The sequence below is a fragment of the Dyadobacter psychrotolerans genome (assembly GCF_004349265.1).
Taxonomy (GTDB): Bacteria; Bacteroidota; Bacteroidia; order Cytophagales; family Spirosomataceae; genus Dyadobacter; species Dyadobacter psychrotolerans.
Genome location: NZ_SMFL01000014.1, coordinates 40,570 through 64,207 on the forward strand (window position 1 = coordinate 40,570; position 23,638 = coordinate 64,207).

Annotated in this window: 16 protein-coding genes; 14 read left to right on the top strand and 2 right to left on the bottom strand. The window is 41.5% G+C overall.

Going from position 1 to position 23,638, the window contains the following annotated elements; translation table 11 throughout:
• Positions 1-225 precede the first annotated feature (225 nt).
• The 9 genes from E0F88_RS27090 (at position 226) to E0F88_RS27125 (ending at position 10,142) form a co-directional block, all read left to right on the top strand.
• Complete coding sequence (locus tag E0F88_RS27090; protein WP_131961441.1) at positions 226-1,602, top strand: sigma-54-dependent transcriptional regulator; 1,377 nt, start codon at positions 226-228, stop codon at positions 1,600-1,602.
• Positions 1,603-1,908: 306 nt separating this feature from the next.
• A complete protein-coding gene (locus E0F88_RS27095; RefSeq protein WP_131961443.1) occupies positions 1,909-2,883 on the top strand; it encodes an alpha/beta fold hydrolase in 975 nt (324 codons plus the stop codon).
• Positions 2,884-2,919: 36 nt separating this feature from the next.
• On the top strand, positions 2,920-3,246 hold the full coding sequence (locus E0F88_RS27100; RefSeq protein WP_131961444.1) for a hypothetical protein: 327 nt from the start codon (positions 2,920-2,922) through the stop codon (positions 3,244-3,246).
• 11 nt (positions 3,247-3,257) lie between these two features.
• The gene (locus E0F88_RS34395; protein ID WP_229213928.1) at positions 3,258-3,887 is read left to right on the top strand and encodes an HD domain-containing protein; all 630 of its coding nucleotides are present in this window, start codon (positions 3,258-3,260) and stop codon (positions 3,885-3,887) included.
• Positions 3,888-3,931: 44 nt separating this feature from the next.
• Positions 3,932-4,465 carry a Pycsar system effector family protein gene (locus tag E0F88_RS34400; protein ID WP_229213929.1) on the top strand — a complete coding sequence of 178 codons (534 nt, stop codon included), beginning with the start codon at positions 3,932-3,934 and terminating at the stop codon, positions 4,463-4,465.
• A 63-nt stretch (positions 4,466-4,528) separates the two neighbouring features.
• Positions 4,529-5,407, top strand: a complete 879-nt coding sequence (locus tag E0F88_RS27110; RefSeq protein WP_131961445.1) for an SdiA-regulated domain-containing protein — start codon at positions 4,529-4,531, stop codon at positions 5,405-5,407.
• Positions 5,408-5,441: 34 nt separating this feature from the next.
• A complete protein-coding gene (locus tag E0F88_RS27115) occupies positions 5,442-9,230 on the top strand; it encodes a metallophosphoesterase (RefSeq protein WP_131961447.1) in 3,789 nt (1,262 codons plus the stop codon).
• Between the two features lie 116 nt (positions 9,231-9,346).
• A complete protein-coding gene (locus E0F88_RS27120; RefSeq protein ID WP_131961449.1) occupies positions 9,347-9,904 on the top strand; it encodes a DUF4833 domain-containing protein in 558 nt (185 codons plus the stop codon).
• Positions 9,905-9,911: 7 nt separating this feature from the next.
• Positions 9,912-10,142, top strand: coding sequence for a hypothetical protein (locus E0F88_RS27125; RefSeq protein WP_131961451.1), 231 nt, complete (start codon positions 9,912-9,914; stop codon positions 10,140-10,142).
• 61 nt (positions 10,143-10,203) lie between these two features.
• Here E0F88_RS27125 and E0F88_RS27130 read toward each other — a convergent pair whose 3' ends face one another.
• Together E0F88_RS27130 and E0F88_RS27135 are read right to left on the bottom strand one after the other, a co-directional pair.
• Positions 10,204-11,310: an NAD(P)-dependent alcohol dehydrogenase gene (locus E0F88_RS27130; RefSeq protein WP_131961452.1), complete on the bottom strand. Its 1,107-nt coding sequence runs from the start codon at positions 11,308-11,310 to the stop codon at positions 10,204-10,206.
• A gap of 90 nt (positions 11,311-11,400) precedes the next feature.
• Positions 11,401-12,759 (bottom strand): aldehyde dehydrogenase, encoded by a 1,359-nt coding sequence (locus tag E0F88_RS27135; protein ID WP_131961453.1) that lies wholly within the window; start codon positions 12,757-12,759, stop codon positions 11,401-11,403.
• A gap of 430 nt (positions 12,760-13,189) precedes the next feature.
• Here E0F88_RS27135 and E0F88_RS27140 point away from each other — a divergent pair, with 430 nt between their 5' ends.
• From E0F88_RS27140 to E0F88_RS27160, 5 genes are all read left to right on the top strand, one after another.
• Complete coding sequence (locus tag E0F88_RS27140; RefSeq protein ID WP_131961455.1) at positions 13,190-15,628, top strand: sensor histidine kinase; 2,439 nt, start codon at positions 13,190-13,192, stop codon at positions 15,626-15,628.
• A 1-nt stretch (position 15,629) separates the two neighbouring features.
• Positions 15,630-18,119 carry a sensor histidine kinase gene (locus E0F88_RS27145; protein WP_131961456.1) on the top strand — a complete coding sequence of 830 codons (2,490 nt, stop codon included), beginning with the start codon at positions 15,630-15,632 and terminating at the stop codon, positions 18,117-18,119.
• Positions 18,120-18,129: 10 nt separating this feature from the next.
• Positions 18,130-20,607, top strand: a complete 2,478-nt coding sequence (locus E0F88_RS27150) for a sensor histidine kinase (protein WP_131961457.1) — start codon at positions 18,130-18,132, stop codon at positions 20,605-20,607.
• A 300-nt stretch (positions 20,608-20,907) separates the two neighbouring features.
• Complete coding sequence (locus tag E0F88_RS27155; protein WP_131961458.1) at positions 20,908-21,909, top strand: lipid A deacylase LpxR family protein; 1,002 nt, start codon at positions 20,908-20,910, stop codon at positions 21,907-21,909.
• 267 nt (positions 21,910-22,176) lie between these two features.
• Positions 22,177-23,574, top strand: a complete 1,398-nt coding sequence (locus E0F88_RS27160; protein WP_131961459.1) for a TolC family protein — start codon at positions 22,177-22,179, stop codon at positions 23,572-23,574.
• Positions 23,575-23,638 lie beyond the last annotated feature (64 nt).

Consider the following 23,638-nt stretch of genomic DNA (forward strand, 5'->3'; position numbering starts at 1 on the left):
ATATTTTCTGCTGAGCCTGATCACTAATATTCTTTTGACCTCATTCAGTTTTATATTTCCGGTGACATTGTTGCAATCTTTATATAATGATAGATTGCAAATTTGAATGATAAAGAATAAATTCGACAAATAAATTTATGAAATTTCCTGAATACAAAAGCATTAGAGCTTTCGTATTTTCATTTTTTCGATATTTGCCCTTACCTGAGATTACTACATAACCCTATGAATAAAACAATATTAGTCGTTGAGGATAATTATGTTGAGGCGAGTAATCTCCAAAGAATACTTCTAAAGGCAGGTTATTTAGTTCTTGAAATTGCTATGTCGGTCATAGAGGCGATCGAAACCGCAGAGCAAACCCGTCCTGATCTGGTATTGATAGATATATTTTTAAAAGGACCTCAAACCGGCATTGACCTGGCTTACTGGCTTCGCGAACAGAATATTGCTTTCGTTTATTTGTCTGCCAATTCAAACCAGGAAATTCTTTCACAAGCAAAAAAAACGGAGCCTTACGGCTTTTTGGTAAAACCCTTTCGTGAAAAAGACGTACTAATTACTCTTGATATTGCGGCATATCTACATGAACAGAAACAAAAGCTTGCCGCGCGGAGGGAAATATTATCTCAGGAACTGTTTTCGCGACCCGAAGTTTTGCCAGGAATTATCGGAAGAAGCTTGAAGCTGCAGCATACACTGGATATGATTCGGGTAGTTGCACCCACGGATACTTCTGTGCTAATTTTAGGTGAAAGCGGTACCGGAAAAGAGCGGGTAGTGGACTGTATACATAATATGTCTTCCAGAAAATCTAAACCCCTGATTAAAATAAACTGTGCAGCATTGCCAGCATCACTTATCGATTCGGAGTTATTTGGTCATGAAAAAGGCGCGTTTACAGGAGCTTACGAAAAGAGGATTGGCAAATTTGAACAGGCATCTGGCGGAACAATTTTTCTTGACGAAATCGGTGAAATGACATCGGACCTTCAGATTAAACTATTACGTGTACTGCAAGAAAAAGAAATTGACCGGGTGGGTGGTAAAGCCAGTATTAAAGTCAATGTGCGGGTAGTTGCTGCAACAAATAAGAACCTGGAAGCAGAAGTCGAAAGAGGCCATTTCAGGATGGATCTTTTTTATCGTTTAAATGTCTTCCCCATAACGGTACCGCCACTGCGCGAGCGTAAAGATGACATTCCGTTGCTGGCAGAATCTTTCATTGCCAATTTCAATAAAAAACTGAATAGAAATATCAAAGGATTTACCGGAAAGGCAATGGCAGAATTACTTCAATATAGCTGGCCGGGTAACGTGCGGGAACTGGAACACTTGGTAGAAAGAAGCGTGTTGCTTGCCCCTGATGAAACCATTAAATCCGTTGAACTGCCTTATCATCAGTCAACAACTATTCAACAGGATCAGCCTACCGAGAAAATCAAAACAATGGAACAGAATGACATTGATCATATCACGAAGGTTTTGAAATTAGCCAAGGGAAAAATTTCCGGTCCCGGAGGTGCAGCTGAGATGCTTAATCTACCATATTCCACCTTGGTTTCAAAGATCAGAAAACTGGGAATTAAAAATGTTGACTAACTAAAATGTGTTTGGTGTAATTTTCGAAGCAGTCAGAAGTAATCTCATAGGTCAGTCGTTTGGAAAGTGTAAAGATTGAATTCTTCGACAAGAATATCATTTAAAAACTATCTAATCACCCTTTCAACAATTTCATAATTCCGGCAAAATTTGCACCATTTGTCAGGCTCGTATAAAGCAGTCATTGTTACTTAAACCGCTCACTTCCACAAACCAGCATGATTTGTACAACATCTCTAAACATTTAGACATTGAACCGCTTGCTACACTCCGCTACTTTTGATCCAGTCATTAAAAGTACAAATCATGAACAGGATTTTAAGATTGACGAGCCAAGTCGCGATAACGCTTTTATCGCTCACTTTACTCCAGCATTGCAAGTCAACCGGTGAAAATAAGATAGAGTCGGTGCCCGACTCGTCGTCATCTCACCAAGTTATTAAAGCAGTGGACGCGAAAACTGAATTTGCTGAAATTAATAATAAGAAAATTGCCTACCGGTCCGTGGGTAGCGGAACCCCACTTATATTATGTACCAGATATAGGGCTGTTCTCGATGATTGGGATCCGCTTTTTATTGATGAGCTGGCTAAAACCTTTCAGGTAATCACATTCGATTATATTGGCGTTGGCTTATCGCCCGGGGAGTTATCAACTGATTTTGCAGTCATCTCCGATGACATTAAAGATCTCGCAGCCTTTCTAAAACTTAACAAATTCGCAATTGGTGGCTGGTCATATGGAGGAATGATCGCGCAGGTATGTTCCGTTCTTTACCCCGACCTTGTCACACATACGGTACTCATTGGGACTTCCCCTCCCGGAAAACCAGTAAAAGCGACTGCGGATTTATTTATGGAGGTGTCCTCCAAGCCTGTCTACGAATTAAAGGATGAGACAGTTTTATTTTTTGAACCCACATCTGCTTTAAGCCGCGCTACCGCCGAAAGATCAAGACAACGAATTCAGCAGAGAACAACAGACCGCGATGTCGCTGTTCCCGAAAAGGTTTGGAGCCGATATTTCCTGGGAATAGGCGAATATATAAAAGATAAAACCGGTACGCTGGAAAAATTGAAAGACCTTAAAACACCCATCCTGGTTGTGTCAGGAACGCGGGATATTGCCTGCCCGGCTGAAAATTGGTTTGCACTAAACGGTCAGATCCCAAGTCTTCAGCTCATCGTTGTTCCTCAGGCAGGCCACGGTCCTCAGCATCAATATCCACAGCTGGTCGCTCAATACATTTCCGATTTTGTAAAACGGCCGATTTTAGAATAATGGCCTTGGTCTTCGTTCACTTAAAACAGATATCCCATGAAAATGTTACATGAAACAATACTGACCTTAAAAACCGGGCGGTTCGTGAAAGTTACCGCCTGCGAAATGACAACGGGTACCAATACTGATCCTGAAGTAGAATTGAATGTACTCATCAAAGATCCAAACGAAGCTCAATTCCGGCCATCAATAGGATATAGTCACCCCAAATACTGGAAGTTAAAAACGCTGGACCCATCACAACGTAAACTTCTTGAACTCGAATACGCAGGTATCAGCAAAAAAGAAATAAACCGGGTAGCAAAAGAATTCCGCAGTATCCTCCGTAGAACAGCAATAAACTTATCCACGGCAAGAGCGTGATCCAAAACCATATGAACTTTATCAAACTGTTGGACAAAGTAAAGAAGAAAATTGCCAAAGACTTTCGGCATGCCAATACACAGGGACTTATTTTTCACAACCTGAATCATACCAAAAAGGTGGTTAAGTATACGGCCCGAATCAGTGAACATTATCAACTGGAGGCTGACAAGCATTTTATTGTAATGGCTGCAGCATGGTTTCATGATTCCGGGTACTTGTCCGGCCCGGTGGAAGGCCATGAGAATCGGGGAGCTGAGAAGGCAAAGGTGTATCTGCTCAAAAAAGGACTTAGCGAGCAAACTGTAGAGTCGGTTGCACAGTGCATATCCGCAACCTCGGTAAGGGAGAAGCCACAGGAGCTATTGTCTCAGATCATTTGTGACGCTGATTTGTACCATTTGGGAACAAAAGATTTTTTTGACCAAAACAAACTGGTGCGAAAGGAAGCCGAGTGGGTCTCTGGAAAAAAAATATCAAAGGGCGATTGGCAGCAGCAGACTATCACCTTCCTGGAATCTCACCAATTCAAAACAACCTTCTGTCAGCACTTACTGGCAGAGGGCAAACGAAACAATCTTGATAAACTAAAGAAGAAAGCATTCAAGGACGCGAAAAAAAAAACGATGAAAATAGTTTGATGGTGAAAAATACGGACATAAGTGACTGGAAAGCTAGAAAAGTAATGTCTAAACGCCCCGAAAGAGGTATTGAAACCATGTTTAGGATCACCTCCAACAATCATCAGAGATTGAGCGACATGGCCGATAATAAGGCTCATATCATGATCACAGCTAATTCAATTATCATTTCGGTCATGCTCAGTATTCTGCTTCGTAAGCTTGAAGATAATCCGACATTTATAATACCGACTCTGATTTTATTGGCTGTGTGTGTATCATGTATGGTGTTTTCAATCCTGGCGACAAGGCCGTCAATGCCCAAAGGAGTTTTTTCGCCACAGCAAATTGAATCACAAGAAGTGAATCTGCTGTTTTTCGGAAATTTCTTCAAAATGGATTTCGATACGTATTCAAACGCCATGCAGATGATGATGAATAACCGGGAATTTTTGTATGGCAATTTGATTCGGGACATTTATGCTCAGGGAACTGTGTTAGGAAAAAAATACAAGCATCTGCGCGCAGCTTACAGCACATTCATGTTTGGAATTATTGCTGCCGTCATCGCATTTCTCATTGCGGCAATCAACGTGTAAAGCGATTTCAACACTGCGTATATGATTTGAGGTTAGTTGTAAATCGATTAAAATAAATATTCTATGAGAAAGGTTTTGCTGCTTACTTCACTATTAATTTCTCTTTCGTTAGTAGGTTGTGAATTAAAAAAGAAGGGGAAAGAAAAGCAAGACAAAAAAAACTCAACTGGTATTCTGGCAAACTTTGACCTTAATAAACCGGAAAAATTTAACATGCCCGAAAGTCTCCAGGAAATATCCGGCATTGCGTTTAATGACGAAAAAAGTGATACCATTTATGCAATCAACGACGAAGAAGGAAAAGTTTTCAGACTAGGCTGGAATGTTCCCAAGCAGCTGCATGCCAAATTTGGCAAACAGGGAGATTACGAAGATGTCACCATTGCAAACGGCCATGTAATTGTATTGAAAAGCAATGGTAGCCTGTTTACTTTCCCTTTTTCAGATGCTATTTATGACGAGGTAGATCAGGTTAGGGAGATAAGAGCCTTGCTTCCCAAAGGTGAGTACGAAGGCATGTTTGCCGATCAGTTCAATAACCAGCTTTATGTGCTCTGCAAAAAGTGTGATGCAGATTATTCCTGGAACACAACTTCCGGTTACGTTATAGAGCTTGGAGATTCATTGTATGTTTCTTCCCCATTTCAAATTGATGTAGCGGGTATAAAAGAGTACAAAGGTAAAGTCAAAGAAGGGTTTCGACCATCTGGCCTGGCTAAAAACCCGCTATCTAATGAATGGTTTATCATTTCCGCTTCGAATAAATTATTGATTGTAACAGATTCGAAATGGAAAATTAAAGAAGCATTCCCGTTGACGGGAAATCTTTTTAATCAGCCGGAAGGAATTGCCTTTGACAAAATTGGAAACCTATATATCTCAAATGAAGGGGACGACCTGACGCTGGGGAACATACTAAAATTTGAGCGCAAACCTAAGTGACTATTTAGCACATGAAACATTCTACTTACAAAATATGATGAAGACTTGTATCAGGCTTTCAATGCTTCTGACCAGTTTAATACTGGTTTCTTCGTGCTCAAGTTATAAGCCTCAGTACAGCAGTGCGGCCAAAGACTGGAATTCACAACCTGGCGATTCTCTCCTGGAGGCTGTTCATACGATGTATCTGGTCGGAGACGCCGGAAATCAAACACCACAAAACGCAGCGCCGGTCTTAACATTTCTAAAGTCCCGGCTGGCAACAGAAACACAAAACACTTCTCTGCTTTTCATGGGAGACAATATTTACGATAAAGGCATGCCTGCTGTCCAGGATTCTTTAAAACGAAAAATAGCTGAGTACCGGATTGTATCCCAACTCGAAACGCTCGACGACTTTAAGGGAAAACCGCTTTTTATTCCCGGCAACCATGACTGGAACGGCTGGGGTAAAGAAGGTTTAAAACGTCAGGAGGACTTTATTGAAAATTATCTCAGCAACAAACGTAAAGCAAGCGGAGAAGACTTTACTAATTATTTTCTACCTGACGACGACTGCTCGGGTCCGGAAGCTATTGAGCTTAACGACAATGTGGTCATTATTGTGATTGACTCGCAATGGTGGCTGGCCGATTGGGACAAAGACTACAAAATCAACGAGGGCTGCACCATCAAAAACCGTGCAACATTTACTTTCCTTTTTGAAAACATGGTTCGCAAATACAAAAATAAGAATGTTGTTATAGCGATGCACCATCCTGCTTATACGTATGGCCCCCACGGCGGCGGTTCTACACTGCGCCAGCATATATTTCCACTGGTAGATTTAAATCCGAAACTATATATTCCACTGCCAGTGCTCGGTAGTCTTGGTGTGCTGCTCAGAAGCACGATTGGATCAAGGCAGGATTCGCCAAACAAACACTACCGGGACCTGAGACAATCACTGCTGGCGGGCACGGGCAAAAACGGGAGCTTTATTTTTGCCAGCGGACACGAACATGCGCTGGAATACATCGAAAGATCCGGTCAAAAGTTTATCGTTAGCGGCAGCGGATCAAAGGTAAGTCCGGTCAGGCTGGGAAAAGGAGCTGAATTCGTTTCAGGTAATCCAGGCTTTAGCACACTTGTCTTTTATAAGAACGGCGAAACCTGGACCCGGTTCTGGCATGTAAATAAAGATGGAACGAAGGCCAAAATGGTTTTTCAAAAGAAAATAAAGAATGCCTTGCCAAGTGTGAAAGAAGATTCGCAGATAAGCTTTGCACAGTATGAGATGCATTCCGATTCTTCATCGCAACCCATCACTATCAATAAGGTAAAACCTTCGGGCAGGTTTCACAATTTCATGCTTGGAGAACACAACCGAAAATTATATCTGGAGAAATATCCGTTCCCTGTTCTTGATCTGGCCACTTATAAGGGTGGCTTGACACCATTGAAACAAGGCGGCGGCAACCAGACCAATTCTTTGCGTGTCCGTGATTCGATTGGGAAAGAATATGTCTTCCGTAGCATGACCAAGGACGTAAGCCGCCTGCTGCCATTTCCTTTTAACAAAATGACCGCGGCCAAATATCTGGCAGAAGACAATTTTCTGTCTACGCATCCTTTTGCACCTTTGGCCATTCCGGGACTAGCCGCCGCCATTGACGTTTATCATACCAATCCGAAGTTATTTTATATTCCCGCTCAGCCAGGGCTGGCGGCATTCAATCAGTCGTTTGCAGGCGGTGTAGCTTTGGTGGAGGAACGTCCATCAGGAAAAAAATGGAAAAATAATCCCGACTTTGGAAATCCGGATGATATCATTAATACGCCGGAACTGATCGAAAAAATGCTTCTGAATAACAACCACAAAGTGGACGCCTCGTGGGCGCTAAGGACCCGCTTTTTGGATTTCCTGGTCGGTGACTGGGACCGCCACGATGACCAATGGGTTTGGGCTGACATCAAACAAGCGGACGGCTCCCATTTATATCGCCCGATTCCCCGCGACCGTGACCAGGCGTTTTCCAAATACGATGGTTTTCTGACAGGTATAGCGGGCTTCACTATGCCTTTTTTACACCAGCTTCAAACATACGGACCACAGATCAAAAACTACAAATGGAACACGTGGAGTGCAAGACTTTTTGACCGTACTTTCCTGAATGAACTGGATTGGCAGCAATGGGAGCAGCAGGTTAAGTATGTCCAGAGCAAACTAACCGATAAGGATATAGAGGATGCATTCTTAAACTGGCCGGTTAAGGCATATGATCTGACGGCAGATCATCTGATCAAAAGTGTTAAGGCACGCCGGGACAATCTGCTGGAAATCGCAAAGGCGCATTATGACTTTATTGGAAAACATGTCAATGTATTGGGCACAGATGAACGGGAAAGGATCGAAGTACAACGCATTGACGAACAGCATACTCTGGTTAAAATATTTGAGATCAGAAAAGACGGTACAGTTAAACAGCCAACTTTCAACCGGACTTTTGACCACCTTGTTACAGAAGAGATCAATATTTACGGCAACGGCGCGAACGACCAGTTTGTCGTGACAGGAAATGTTCACAAAGGAATCAAAGTCAGGCTGATCGGAGGCTCTGGCAATGACTTTTTTGCCGACAGTTCCGCTATTTCAGCAGGTATTAAAAAGACTCTGGTTTATGATGATTTAAAGCAAAATACAGTTTTAGCAGGGAATGAAACGAAAGACAACCGCACATCCTTATACCGCTTTAATGTCTACGACAGACGCGGCTCCGATTCAGAATATGACATTACTTTACCTGTTCCAATCATTGGCGCCAACCCCGATGACGGTTTTTTACTGGGTGCCAACTTCAATATGACCAAATATGGTTTCAAAAAAGAGCCATTTTCTTCCTCACAGCGCTTTGGAGGCAGTTACGCTTTCGGGACCAAAGCATTTAAGATTCACTACTCAGCCGATTTCATTAATGCTTTTCAAAAATTTGATTTCTATATTGATTCCTATTACCATGGTCCTACTTATGCTTTTAACTATGCCGGCATGGGCAATGCAACGGTTCGGACTGTAACGGACCCTAATTATTACCGCGTAAGACAAACCGGCTTTAAAGTCTTTCCTGCTTTAAAAAAACGCTTTGCAGCCAACACCGGATCTTTTGCTTTTGGTCCGGTTCTGGAAATCTCGGATATTGAATCAACATCCGGAAGATATATCACCAGTGATCAAACCGGACTTTCTAATGACATTTTTAAAACCAAATATTACAGCGGGGCAAAATTCATTTTTGATTTCACCAATGTAGATAATTTCTTCGCTCCTCATACAGGTATCCGTTTTCATTCAGATGCAAACTGGACCGCCAACCTGAAAGAAAATAAAAACTTCACCTCTTTAAATACACAATTAACTTTCTACAAAAGTCTGGATGCCAGGGAAAACTTTATACTGGCCTCACGCGTGGGCAGCGGATTGAATTTTGGAAAAGGTTATGAATTCTTCCAGATGCCTACAATTGGCGGCCAGCTGGGTGTAAGGGGATACCGAACGGAAAGATTTTACGGCAAAAGTACACTTTGGCATAACACGGATCTTCGTGTGAAGTTCGGCAGCAGTTATAATCCGACCTTACCGTTCACCTTCGGCTGCTATGGCAGTTTTGACTATGGCAGAGTATGGCTGGACAATGACAAAACAGGCAACTGGCATTACAGCTATGGTGGTGGCATTTACTTCGCTCCGATTGATATTCTTATCTTTTCGGTGGGTGCATTCATACCGAAAGAAAATGACGAAGAATCTCCCAGAATTACTTTAAGACTTGGTTTTGAGTTTTGATTAGACCGGGCGAAATATCAGTAACTACCTTACAATCATACAACAAAAGACCTCATTTGTCTATTTCGGCCTTTCCGGTTATTTCAGACCTTTAATAAATCTTAAATGTAAAAACCATGAAAGCATTAATCATGATAGGTTTGTTATCCATTTACGGCTTGGGTTACAACGTACTGCCAAAGGAAAATCTGGCGAAATCCTTTCTGATGGACACCTTACCGGTTCCCAGAGAAATACCGAACCTCTTATTTTATTTACAACGAGATCCTGACTCTAATACGATCTGCTACACACTTAACCTGGACAAGAACGGACTCTTAAACGAAAAGGACCCGGTTAAGATATTCTGGGTAAGATATGCGGGAGATGGAAGCCGTAAAGAACTCAATTACCTTCAAAAGAAGTATGCGTACGGCATTACGGTCAAAGCTGATGGCAAAGATCATTTCGAGATAAAATCCGTGGCTTATCCGCGTAGAACATTACATTTAAAGAAAAACGATAGTAACAAGTACCAAGTAAGAACGACCATCAATGACAAGGAATGTGCATTGCAGCGGGTATTTATTCGTATTACAGGCGGTACTCCAATATCTCCCAAAGTGGAATATATAGAGCTGCAGGGAACAGATTATACAACGGGCAAAATGGTTGTAGAAAGAGTGAAGGTATAGGGAATCTATGAATATTTTTATCAGCAACGACATGGATGAGGACACAGACCAACCTAAAACTTCGCTGACAAAAAATGGCAGCACCGAAGAAAAAGATGCGCAGGGATCAGAAGTTGCCAGGAAATCTGTCTGGTCTTCTCAGACGACCTTAACCGGCAATGATTCCGAAGCAACCGAGGAAGTTCGAAGGGCTGTTGCGGAGTATAACAATAATTTGTTTTGGAATATGAGGTATTGAATTTTTATTCACAATACAAAGAAATTCCCTGCTACCAGTGACGCTGATAGCAGGGAATTTCTTAACGAGGCATCCGAATAACCGCCTTCAGCGTAATCCCGCTTTCCGAATCCTCAACAGCCTGATTGATATCTTCCAATTCATAGAACCGGATCAACTTATCAAAAGGGAAAAGTCCTTTTTGATACAACTCGATCAGTCGGGGTATAATGAGATCCGGAACGCCGTCTCCTTCTAAAACATATTCAATGGATTTTCCGACGAAGAGCGCTGCGTTGTCAACTTCAAGTTTTGCGGAAGCTGAAACAGCCACCAGTGCACATTTACCCCGTACCTTCAATGATGTAACGGCCTGATTGATCACTTCATTTCGACCCGTAGTATCCAGCGCATAATGCACACCGTCTGGCAAAATATGTTGTTTGATAAAAACAGAGGCCTCCTGACTCCTGCTGTTGATCGTATGCGTGGCACCGACGGTTCTGGCAAATTCCAGTCTGTTGTCGTGAACATCGACTGCAATAATGGTCGTGCAACCGGCCGCTTTAGCTGCCATTAGTCCGGCTAGCCCAACAGGGCCTACACCAAAAACTACCAGACTTTCGCCAGCTTTTGGATTCAGTACGTTTAGCACTGTCCCGGCACCTGTCTGCATTCCGCAGCCCAACGGACCCAGTATTTCCAATGGCACATCTTGCGGTACTTTTACAACATTGCTTTCGCTTGTTAGTGAATAGGTAGCAAAAGAGGACTGACCAAAGAAAAATCCGCCAAGCTGACGCCCTTCATGGTCGTGGTATGGGCAGGATCCGTCTGTTCGCGGCCCGGCGATATTCAACCTGAAAAGTTCCTTGCAGTAAGCCGGATGACCTGAAAGGCAGTAATCACATTTACCACAACTCGAAGGTGCCAGTACAACGTGATCACCTGGCTTTACCTTGGTTACACTGCTTCCGACTTTCTCGACAATGCCAGCCCCCTCGTGGCCCAGAACTGCGGGTAAAGGAACAGGCAAATGCTGATCACGTACAGCCAGGTCCGTATGACAAAGTCCTGTGGCCACTACTTTTACGAGTACTTCGGTCGACCGCAGTTCCGTATCCAGTTCCAGGTCCTTTATTACAAATGGCACATGTGCCTCTTCTAAAACTGCTGCTTTAATTTTCATAACTTATTAATTTACAAAAAGCGCAATCCGTCTCGGCTTATGCCTTAAAGTCGAATTGCGCTTTGCATTTTATCTATATAATTTTACTAATCAGGCGACGACAGATTTAAGAAGCGCTAGTTTCGCTTCCGTATGCGGGGAATATTTCACATCCGGGTCAGATACAAGTTCCTTGTCGAGAATGCTTTTGTAATGCGAAAAAGCCTTGAATCCCGCTTGCCCATGATAATTTCCGATACCACTGTCCCCTACTCCACCAAACGGCAGATCACCGTTGGAAATATGCATCAGCGCCTCATTGACACATCCGCCTCCAAAAGAAACTTCGCTGAGCACTTTTTCTTTGATTGTTTCATCCTTCGTAAAAAGATAAAGCGCCAAAGGTTTGGGACGTTCCTTTATTGCGGCGATCACACAATCCAGATCGTCATACGTTAAAATTGGAAGAATGGGTCCAAAAATTTCTTCTTGCATTACCTTGTCCTCCCAAGTAACACCCGTCATCACTGTCGGCTCGATAAACCGCTTTTCTATATCATACTGACCACCCACAAATACTTTTGATGGATCGATCAGCGCGGAAACCCGCGAGGTATTACGCTCATTGACAATATTCACAAAATTCTCATTCGCTATACTATAATCTGCTGCAATAATCTCCGCAGCCACTTTATCAAGAAACTCTTTTTGAACCTGCTCGTGCACATACACATAATCTGGTGCAATACAGGTCTGTCCGGCATTGATAAATTTAGCCCATATCATCCTTTTTGCGGCAATTTCCAGATCACTGTCATCCGTAACAATTACAGGGCTCTTTCCTCCCAGTTCCAGAATAACCGGTGTCAGGTGCTTTGCAGCGGCCTGGTAGACGATTTTACCAACCGGAACACTTCCTGTAAAAAAGATAACATCAAATTTCTGTTCAAGAAGTGCTGTTGTCTGTGGAATTCCTCCTTCAACTGCCGCCAGGTATTTGCGATCAAAATTTTCGTTGATCAGTTTTGCTACCAGTCCGCTGCTGTGAGCTGTGAGCTCACTTGGCTTGAGAATGACTGTGCAGCCTGCCGCAATCGCAGCCACAACCGGGCCGAGGGAAAGTTGATAAGGATAGTTCCATGGCCCGATTACCAGACTTACTCCCAAAGGCTCTGGAATGATGTAGCTTTTGGCAGGCTCGTTCAGAAGGTTGGTTTTGATGGGTTTGATTTGCGCCCAGTCACTAAGTTCGCTGATAGCGGTCTTCAATTCGTCATAAACAATGTAAAGCTCGGTCAAAAATGTTTCAAATTTGGCTTTGCCGTAATCCTTATGAATCGCATCACCGAGTTTGTCTTCATTAAGCAGGATCAGATCATAAAGCTTTTGTAATTGTGTAATCCTGAAATCAACAGGTTTCGTTGCATTACTGTTGAAGTAGCTGCGCTGTAGTTTTACTAACTCTTCCATTACTTGTTTGTTTAATTGAAAATTTATTGTGGGGATTGGTTATTACTACTATTCAGTATGTGTCACCGCTCATGGTCGGTCAACACTGCATGGAGATAAGTACAACATTTCTCAGAAGGTGGGATCAATCATACCAGTGCTTAGCATCAGCTTCCGATTTCAGCGCCGAACGAATTCGTTTTGAGAGACAAAACTACTCCGGCCAAAGTTGTCTGGCAATGTACATTTATAGGTATCAGTTGCACATAAATTTATAGCTAACATACTGATAAACAAATACTTTTAATTCCTACATTAGCCGTCAGAGATATATTTAAGGTAGGATTATCAATGATCGTTCAGCCAGAATTAAGCGTAAGGCAACAGTTTTGTTTTGGCCAGATTTTCTTATCTGAAAGATTCTAATGGGGAATAAAAAAAGTTTAAAACTATGGTTCGAAGTTTATCTGCTTTCCTTTTCATTTTGATCAGCTGTTTACCATGTCTGAGTCAGTCTATATCGGAGAAGGTTGTTGATCAGTATGATATTTCAAACAAACGTTTGCTGGCAATCAGCACCGGAATTAACTTGTATATGATGTGCCAGGGACAAATAGACCTGGACAGCGCGATGCTGTTATCGTGTGACGCATACAAATTCAGCAGATTGCTGCCATATAATGAAGGATACGACAACGGAAGAATTTCTTCCGGCCAGAGCCTGATTGATTCGGGTCTTATTGAGAAAGCAAAACTGCAGTTCAATAGATTGGCCGGTGACGACCAGATTCGTCTGGCAATACAATTGGGCACCTATTATCTGTTCAAACCAGGTACTGTAAGAACAGATCTTGATCAATCGTTGAGATATATCCGCCAGGCACAAAGACTGGCAATCCGATCAGGCAAGCCATTGTGGAAAAATGAATGTCTCAGTCTGTTAGCTAAATACCATACCCAGACCGGTCAGATCCTAATCAGCCAAAGGTATTTCTCCAATGTTGTGTTGGCTAATGTCCGTGCAAACGACAAAAAGGGCACGGCTTTGGCAGCCGCTAATCAAGCCATTAACCTGCCGATGAGACACAGTGATAAAATAGGCTCATTGCAAAAAGCCAAGACTCTCTGTAAGCAAGCTGGGTTAAAAACCAAGGAAATTGAAATTCTCTCAAATATCATCGTCGAATACTTCATTTCAGACTGGAAATTGGCGAGGGTAAATTATTTGGAACTGATCCGGCTGCAGAAGGCCTCAGGCTTTTTACACACTCATCTCGCCGAAAACGGGATTGGATATATCGATGACGTTCAAGGCAGTTATGTTTCTGCCTTGGCACATTCGCTGGAAGCTGTAAAGACGATGGAAAAGACTGGCGATACTAAATTTTCAGCTCTTTTTTACCCCAGGTTAGCCAGCATTTATTTTCACATGGATAGAAAAGAAGGCCTGACATACTATCTGAAGTCAATTGATAACCGGTCAAAAGAAACTCAGCTTTTTTGGTATAAAAGTTTCATTGCCTGCGCGGGTGAAATGATTAAATATTATGGAGGCAAGAAGGCACTGGAATTTTTGACTCCAATCCAGAATAAGTTCCCTCCGCTTACCTTATTTGACAAAATGAACCTGTACCTTGTCCGGGGTTATTGTTACGCCGATTTAAAACAAGATCGACGTGCCTCCTATTTTTTCGACCTGTTTACCGAAATGGCTAAGCAATTCCCGCCCGAATTTATATATGCTGAAATACCATTTGCCTACCTCAGAATCGCAGAATTTTATTCCGGACTGGGAGACCAGAGCCGAACAAAATTATATCTTGCCAAGGTGAAACCTTTTTTACCTTCGAAGGGAAATATGTACTTTTTATGTAAATTGGATTTGATTAACTTTAGATTAGATTCCCTGAATAAAAATTACAAATCTGCAATCAAAAACTACCAGCTATTTAAGGAAAAATCCGATTCCAATTTAACTCTTGCAGCCTCAAAACAAATTACTTTTATGCAGGTTCAATATGATTCCAGGAATAAGGATGCAAGTATTAACTCTCTCACTCAACAGGGTGAACTTAAACAGGTTGAGTTAAGGCGAAGTCAATATGTCCGGATTGTCGCCTCTGGTGGAGTCGTTTTGCTTCTGGTAATCGCTGGCCTGCTCTGCTATCAGTTCCTTGAAAACAAACGTAGTAATGAAAAGTTGCAACTCCAGCGATTTGAAGTATACTTAAAAAACAGATCGCTTGAACAACTTTTAGAGGAAAAACAGGGACTATTAAAGGAGGTTCATCACCGGGTCAAAAACAATTTACATACTGTGATGAGCCTGCTGGAATCACAAGCTGCCTTTCTGGCAAATGATGCGTTGTCTGCGGTTCAGGACAGTCAACACCGGATACAGGCGATGTCGCTGATACATCAAAAGCTTTATGCATCTGACAATATTACCACCATACAGGTGTCCATATATATCCGGGAACTGGTTGGTTATCTTCGTGATAGCTTTGCTAATGCACAAAAAATTCGTTTTCAGCTGGAAGTTGATCCAATAGAACTTGATGTTGCCCAGGCAATACCTTTGGGACTTATTTTGAACGAAGCATTAACCAATGCCCTCAAATACGCTTTTCCTGATGGCAGATCGGGCTCAATTTCGATTGCCTTCAAACACCTCGATAACCGACGTTTTACCCTTTCAATTACCGATGATGGTATCGGTTTCAGACCAAACAATTTCCAAGACGAAGATACGCTACATGGTATAAGGTTAATGAATGAGCTTTGTAATAAAATGCAGGCTAACTTAAATATTAATACCATCCGCGGTACATCAATATCTCTTGTATTCTTTCAAAATCAGAAAGCAAAATATTACGATAAAATTTCTTAAAATGGGCCAGATTTCAAAAATAGTTAAAACGTTTGGACGGAAATTTAAAGCTTACAGTCTTTTATGGCTTTTGCTTCTGACCAGTTACGTGCCGGTTCATAGCCAATCTTTGTCCGAACAGGTTATTGGCCGGTATGATATCAATAAAAAACGTCTCCTGGCAATCAGCACAGCACTTAACCTTTACATGATTCTCGAGGGACAAATAGACCTGGATAGCGCCATGTTAATGTCTTGCCAGGCTTACAACTTCAGCCGACTCCTGCCTTATTCTGAGGGATATGACAACGGATCTGTTTCTGTTGGCAGAACTATGATTGATTCGGGGAACATAAATGAAGCTAAACGATTGCTCGATAAACAAAAAAATGACGACAAAATACGTCTGGCATTGGAATTAGGCACCTATTATTTGTTTAAACCGGGAAATAACAAGACAGACCTTGATCAGTCTCTGCTTTATATCCGGCAAGCCCAAAAGCTTGCAGCTTCATCCGGTAAAACTTTCTGGAAAAATGAAAGCCTTACTTTACTTGCTAAGTTCTATCTGCAAAGCGGTGATATTTTAAGAAGTCAAAAGTTGTTTTCAGAAGTTGTAGGATCAAATAAAATCGAAAACAACAATAAAGGTATTGCACTGGCTATGGCCAACCAAGGCATTAACCTTCCGGTTGGAACCCCCGAAAAACTTAGCTTGTTAGAAAAAGCACAGCTGTTCTGTAAGCAGCAAGGATTAAAAGACAAAGAAATCGAAGTACTTTCTCACATTTCCATTGAGTATTTCATTTCTAATTTTGATGTGGCCAAGAAAAAACTGCTCGAACTTGTCGCACTACAAAATGCATCAGGCTACAGACATACACACGTTTCTTTGAATACAATCTCCTTCATTGACGATATGCGAGGTGATTACATCCCCGCCTTAACCAGTGCTTTACAGGCTGTTAAAACCATGGAGCAGACCGGAGACACCAAGTTTGCACCTCTCTTTTATTCCCGCCTTGCACTTTTGTATCTTCATATGGACAAGAAAGAGGGCCTGGACATTTACCTGAAAGCTCTTGAAAATAAATCAAAACAGACAAGATTGGTCTGGTACAAAAGCTTTGTTAATGCTGCACAGGCTACTATCACTTTCTATGGTGGCAAACGAGGACTGGACCTGATAATGCCAATCATCAAAGAATATCCTCCCAAGTCTCTGTGGGAAAGAATGGCTGTTGCCTACCTGCAAGGTGATTGCTATGCGAGTCTTCGTCAGGATAAACTGGCAATACACTTTTTCGATTTGTTTTTAAAACTCTCCGATCAAATGCCTGCGCATTTCGTCTATCTTGAACTGCCTTCGTGTTACATTGGAATAGCAAAATTTTATGCCAATACCGGCAATAAGGCCCGTACACAATATTATCTGGATAAAGCCTCACCTTTTATGTCATCGGCTGGCAAACTGTTCATCTCCTGGCAATATAGTCTCGTGCAATTCAAGCTTGATTCGTTAAACGGAAATTATGTTTCCGCTATAAAAAATTATCAGAGATATAAAGAAAAATCCGATTCGAATCTTAGCCTGGCGTCAATGAGACAAATGAATTTTATGCAGGTTCAGTTCGAAACTAAAAATAAAGAACAGAGTATCAAATCGCTGACCCAACGTGGCGAACTTCAGCAGGCCAAGCTGAATGAATCCAATTTTTTACGTAACGTTACCATGGGTGGAATCGTGGCACTACTTGTTATTGTTGGCCTGCTCTATAAACAGTTCCGTTTGAAACAACGTAATAACGAACAGCTACAAATCCAGCGGAATGAAATTGTAAACAAAAACCAGGTGCTGGAAAATTTGCTGGAAGAAAAACAGTGGCTGCTCAAAGAAGTACATCACCGGGTTAAGAATAATCTGCATACCGTGATGAGTCTATTAGAATCTCAGTCTGCTTACCTGGCTGATGATGCTCTGTCAGCCATTCAAAATAGCCAGCACCGGATTCATGCCATGTCACTTATCCATCAAAAGCTTTACACATCTGATGATGTAACAACAATCGAAATGTCCACCTATATTCAGGAACTGGTCAGCTATCTGCGTGAAAGTTTTACCACAGGGCAGAGAATTACTTTTGATTTAAATGTTGAGCCTGTTGAGCTGGATGTGGCTCAGGCAATTCCTCTCGGACTCATATTAAATGAGGCGATCACAAATTCGCTTAAATACGCCTTTCCGGATAACAGAAAGGGTTTAATCTCTATTATATTTGCTCAATTAGACGACACAAAGTTCAAGCTGTCGGTGGAAGATGACGGAGTTGGGCTTGTCGCTGGGTTTGAACAGGATAAAATCTCCTCTCTGGGAATGAAACTAATGAGAGGGCTTAGCACCGAGCTACATGCTGATTTTCGTGTTGAAAGTTTAAGCGGCACTGGTATTTATCTGTCATTTAACACAGACATATTACTAAAAAGTAGTTATCAAATCTCAGCACAGAATTAACGTCAAATAAATGAGAGGTTCTATCAAACTCGGAGTGATCGCTGTAAACATAACGCTATCACTAATAATTCTGTCCTTTTATAACGTTTGTCACAGCCAATCTTTGTCAGATAGAGTTGTCGGTCGCTATGATATCAACAAAAAGCGCTTGCTGGCTATCAGTACTGGAATGAACCTGTTTATGGTAGGACAGGGACAACTCGATCTAGATAGTGCAATGCTGCTCTCCACCAGGGCTTATAAGTTCAGCCGGTTATTTCCGTTTAACGAAGGCTATGACAACGGCGCAGCTTCCGAAGGTAGAAATCTGATCGACTCGGGCAGAATCAGTGAGGCAGAACGGTTGTTTAATAAAATCAACGGGGACGACCGCATTCGACTTGGACTGGATTTAGGGACCTATTATCTGTTTAAGCCAGGAATGAACAAAACAGACTTGGATCAGTCTTTAAAATATATTCTGCAATCCCAAAAACTGGCAGCTTTATCTGATAAACCTTTGTGGAAAAATGAAAGTTTGAGCCTTCTGGCTAAATTTTGTGCGCAAAAAGGTGATATTGCGCAAAGCCAAAAGCACTTTTCGGATGTTGTAAAGGCCAACATGAGGGCGAAGGATAAAAAGGGAATTGCACTGGCGACAGCTAATCAGGCTATCAATGTTTCAGTAGGGAACCCAATAAAACTGGCTTTGCTTGAAAAAGCACGTCCGCTTTGCAGAGATGCAGGATTAATGGAAAAAGAAGTTGAAGTACTCTCAAATATTGTCATTGAATATTTTATTACGGATTTTAATATTTCCAAAGCGAAACAAGCAGAACTAATCAAGCTTCAAAATGCCGCGGGCTATTTCCACACCCACATTGCCCTGAATGCCATTTCCTTTATTGAAGATGTTCAGGGAGATTATATTTCTTCCATAACGCACGCTTCGGAGGCTGTAAAGGTGATGGAGCAAACCGGCGACACAAAATTTGCAGCCCCTTTTTATCTCAGGCTGGCTCAATTGTATTTTCACATGGATAAAAAAGAAGGGATCAACCTTTTGCTGAAATCTTTAAAAAATAAGTCAAAGGAAACCCAACTGTTCTGGTATAACAGCTTTATTACCTGCGCGAATCAAATGATTGTTTTTAATAGTCCGAAAGAGGCCTTAAAATTTCTCGCGCCAGTTATCAGAGAATATCCTCCTACCACCTTGTATCAAAAAATGAGTTTAGCTATTCTACAAGGTCATTGCCATACATATTTAAATCAACCGAAAATCGCTATTAAATTTTACGATTTATATTCCACGTTGGCAGAAAATTTTCCGGCTAAGTTCGCTTATGCAGAAATACCAAGCCATTATCTCAATATTGCCATGTTCTATGCTAGTTTGGGCAATCAGGCAAAGACAAAATGGTATGTTGAAAAGGCAAAGCCATTCCTCTCTGGCACAGGATCGGTGTTTAACCGTTCCAAAATAGATTTCATTAATTTTAAGCTTGATTCCCTTAATGGAAATTATGTTTCTGCAATTAAAAATTATCAAAAATTTAAACTGACTTCTGATTCTCTTTTAAACCTGTCTTCCGTAAGACAAATGAATTTTATGCAGGTTCAATTTGAAACTAAGAATAAGGATCAGAATATTAAATTACTTACTCAGCAAGGAGAGCTTCAAAAAGCCAGGTTAAAGGAAGGTGACTTTATCAGGAACATGACTTTCGGTGGAATTTTGCTTTTGCTCGTCATAGTTGGCTTACTTTACAACCAGTACCGGGTAAAGCAGCGAAGCAATGAACAATTGCAGACCAAACAGGATGAAATCAGCCGGAAAAACAGTTCTCTGGAAAATCTTCTGGAAGAAAAAGAATGGCTGCTGAAAGAGGTACATCACCGCGTCAAAAACAATCTTCACACCATTATGAGTCTTCTTGAATCTCAATCTGCATATCTATCCGATGATGCTTTATTAGCCATTCATGATAGCCAGCACAGGATTCATGCGATGTCTCTGATACATCAAAAGTTATATACATCCGAAGATGTAACGACAATCGAAATGTCGTCATACATTCAGGAATTAGCCAGCTATCTGCGTGACAGTTTTATTCATGGCCAGGATATTCGTTTCCAACTTGACGTTGACCCTATCGAACTTGATGTTGCACAGGCAATTCCGCTGGGGTTAATTCTTAACGAGGCTATTACCAATTCTTTAAAATATGCATTCCCCGGCAACAGGACCGGCCTGATCTGTATCACCTTCAAACAGGTGAATGATCAGCTTTTTAAGCTTTCGGTGGCAGATAACGGTATCGGACTTAAGCCGAATTTTAACACAGAAAAGGTTTCCTCGCTAGGCATGAAACTCATGAGAGGACTCAGCAATGAAATTCATGCGGATCTGCAAATATTAAGTGAGCACGGAACGACCATTTCGCTGACTTTCAGTAGCAAGCGGGTTGTGACTGGCCAGCAGATGTTTTCTCTTAATCAGAGTTAGCCCACTATCTGTGTTTTACCGATACTGAAGCTACGGCCAATTAAATTTCGCAAAACATACAAGTAATTCCCTCATTCAGGCATTTTGCCGGATTCACTAAGTCTGCACCTTTGTAATAAGATATTCAGCCATATAAATAAAAGTGTCCTTACTATGCGCGGAGCTAGAAATAGCCGTGCAATTAACGCCTGAAAAATCAAAAACCTGATAAGGAATATGGGTAGGTACAGTGTATTTCATAATAACGTCTCAAACTTAGGGACGTTATTATTTTCCTGATTAAGATGTTATTGCTAAGCCATGAAAAATATCATACTAATTCTGCCACTACTTTCTGTTTATTCGCAATGCGCCTTTTGCCAATCTGCGCAGCCGAATACAACCAAGGTTCTGTTTCGTTTATATGATGACAATGACTTTCTGAATATTAACCTTCGGGGAACTGACAAGGCATACACCAATGGCTTGAAACTTGATATTTTCTACGTAAAAAACACATCTAAGTTACCCTTTCAAAATCGTTTTTTAAACACAAAGAATAAGCAGTTCCATCATGTGCACGGATGGAGTTTGTCTCAAATGATGTTTACGCCAAATGATCTGAGTAAAACAGAGTATCAAGCCAACGACTATTCTTACGCAGGTGCTCTGACGGTCAGCCACAGCATTACAACATACAATTTGAACGGTAAATCCAGTTTTGAAACAGAAATGACCCTTGGTATCCGGGGCTCACCTGCAATGTCAGAAACTGTCCAAAAATTCGTTCACCGAATGATCCGCGACGAAATACCGCAGGGCTGGCACCATCAATTACAGATACGTCCTTTGTTAAATGCCAACTTCATTTTTGAAAAACAAATCGCAAACCACAATGGTGTCATCGATATCTTAGGTGGGACAGAATTATCAGCCGGAACAATGCTTAACGCTTTATCTGTCTATCCGGTTTTAAGATGCGGCTTAATGAATCCATACTTCAACGGAGTTATAAGTCAGTTTTCAACAGTTGAAAGCAGTACCGGAAGGCGAAAATTACAATTCTACTTTTTTATTAAACCGAAGATATCTTTTATTTTTTCGAATGCTTTACTACAGGGACGAATCACAGACAGTGGGGAAGGTAAAAACGTTACAAAAACAAAACATGATATTAACAACTTTATGGCAGACGTCAATTATGGGCTGACGTTCGTGTTTCAGCAATTTGCAATCTCTTACACTCAAAAACCCACAACTGCTTATTTAAAAGGATTGCAGGGTCATAATGTTGGAAATATTTCACTTTATTACAGTTGGTGAGCCAGCTGGCAACTAAGAAAAAACTTACCACAGATGTACAACTTTTACCTTTAGCAAGCCATTTCAAAGCGTATACCCATTCTTTATTTTTGTATAAACAAGTGTAATTCAATGCCGGTTGGTTTTCGGATCTGACACCAATTTTTTCACCAACCCAAAGCCGCTTCTGTCCGGCTTTCCTGATAGTTGATGGCTACCGGGCATCTGACCGCTTTCCTGGCCAATTGGTATTGAATTATATCTGCAAAATATGAAAACAGAAAACAAATGAAAGTTAGCTTAAAACATATCGCATTCTGTTTTTTGTTCTGGGCGCCAACCCTCAAAGCGCAGCCAGGTGCGCCGTCTTTGCAGAATTTAATTGAAAAAGCACTTGAAAAGGACTTTGCTTTGGCCAACAAGCGTTTGGATATTCAATCGACAAACATCGATCAGCAGAAATTAAAGAATGCTTATCTGCCACGTATTGACTTCTCAGCCAAAGATGCATTTATGCTTTCTTCCTTTGCTGTCAGGACGCACGAAATGCAAATTGCTCAGCTTGACATTGACATTGCGGAAGGTAAAAATCATTTTACAGCCACTTCTCAGTTACTCACGGCAGGTGTGGAAACCAAAATATTGATCTATTCAGGTGGTAAAATTCCATATCTTAAAAAAGCACTGGCTGAAAAGGTAAATGCCCAGACTGCATTACTTGAAAAAGACAAGCAGCAGATTATCCACGAAGTGATGACAGCTTATGACCAGCTTGCTTTGCTAAAACAAGTACGTATCGTTTTGAATGAAAGTGAAAAACGTTTGCAAGAAAACAAAAAGACATCGGATAAAGCATTTGGCTACGGACTCATTACAAAATATGAACATCAGAAAATAGAGGTTGCACAGGCGCAATTGGCATCGAAAATCACAGCGTATAACGGTAAGCGTGAATTGGTGTTGCGTCAGCTGCATCTTTTGACAGACATTGAGCCTGTGCAACTTTCTGTTCTTGATCCGTCGCTGATTGCTTTCAAAAATGTGACTTCAGACAACTCATTTGACACCAGGGCGGAGTTGATCGCACTTGATGCCGTCATGGAAGCAAACCGTTTTCAGATACAAGCAGACAAAACCTGGTTTGTCCCAAAAATACAGGCATCTTCCTCCTTAGGTTATCTGGGATTGCTTAATGGGCATATCAAAAGTAGTAGACCATTAATGGTAGAAGGAGAAAAGTTGTCTGCTGGCATGCCAAATCTGAACATTCTGCCTATGTTTAACATCGGGATTGGTTTAAAATGGGATCTTTTTGATGGCCGGGAAGGCAGAAGGGAAATTCAAAAATCCGGGATTGAACTACAAAAAACACAAAACGAGAAAAAAGAGGTTCTTGAAAAACTGGAACTGAATCTGTTCAAAAACAGGAATGACCTCAACGTGGCTGATGCTGAAATCCTGCACAGGGAAAAACAAAAGCAAGTTGCTGACAACGCACTAGCCCAGGCAACCAGGGAATATCGCACCGGGCTGATTAAGTCATTACAGCTCATTGATGCAGAAGATGATTATCAAAGTGCCGCATTAGAATATATTCAGGCGATTTACGACCAGAGAAGGGCCGTAATCGGTCTCTTACAAGCGAAAGGCGAATTGACCATAGAATCTATACGAATCAGCAATTAGTCGAAATTAGAAGGCGGGCCGGATGTACATGTGAAGCATGCCAGGCTATCCTTAACAAATTACA

Coding starts and splice junctions, on each gene's coding strand:
- E0F88_RS27095 (WP_131961443.1), top strand. CDS start 1,909: ATGAACAGGATTTTAAGATTGACGAGCCAAGTCGCGATAACGCTTTTA.
- E0F88_RS34395 (WP_229213928.1), top strand. CDS start 3,258: ATGAACTTTATCAAACTGTTGGACAAAGTAAAGAAGAAAATTGCCAAA.
- E0F88_RS27100 (WP_131961444.1), top strand. CDS start 2,920: ATGAAAATGTTACATGAAACAATACTGACCTTAAAAACCGGGCGGTTC.
- E0F88_RS27130 (WP_131961452.1), bottom strand. CDS start 11,310: ATGAAAATTAAAGCAGCAGTTTTAGAAGAGGCACATGTGCCATTTGTA.
- E0F88_RS27115 (WP_131961447.1), top strand. CDS start 5,442: ATGATGAAGACTTGTATCAGGCTTTCAATGCTTCTGACCAGTTTAATA.
- E0F88_RS34400 (WP_229213929.1), top strand. CDS start 3,932: ATGTCTAAACGCCCCGAAAGAGGTATTGAAACCATGTTTAGGATCACC.
- E0F88_RS27140 (WP_131961455.1), top strand. CDS start 13,190: ATGGTTCGAAGTTTATCTGCTTTCCTTTTCATTTTGATCAGCTGTTTA.
- E0F88_RS27090 (WP_131961441.1), top strand. CDS start 226: ATGAATAAAACAATATTAGTCGTTGAGGATAATTATGTTGAGGCGAGT.
- E0F88_RS27125 (WP_131961451.1), top strand. CDS start 9,912: ATGAATATTTTTATCAGCAACGACATGGATGAGGACACAGACCAACCT.
- E0F88_RS27145 (WP_131961456.1), top strand. CDS start 15,630: ATGGGCCAGATTTCAAAAATAGTTAAAACGTTTGGACGGAAATTTAAA.
- E0F88_RS27155 (WP_131961458.1), top strand. CDS start 20,908: ATGAAAAATATCATACTAATTCTGCCACTACTTTCTGTTTATTCGCAA.
- E0F88_RS27135 (WP_131961453.1), bottom strand. CDS start 12,759: ATGGAAGAGTTAGTAAAACTACAGCGCAGCTACTTCAACAGTAATGCA.
- E0F88_RS27120 (WP_131961449.1), top strand. CDS start 9,347: ATGAAAGCATTAATCATGATAGGTTTGTTATCCATTTACGGCTTGGGT.
- E0F88_RS27160 (WP_131961459.1), top strand. CDS start 22,177: ATGAAAGTTAGCTTAAAACATATCGCATTCTGTTTTTTGTTCTGGGCG.
- E0F88_RS27150 (WP_131961457.1), top strand. CDS start 18,130: ATGAGAGGTTCTATCAAACTCGGAGTGATCGCTGTAAACATAACGCTA.
- E0F88_RS27110 (WP_131961445.1), top strand. CDS start 4,529: ATGAGAAAGGTTTTGCTGCTTACTTCACTATTAATTTCTCTTTCGTTA.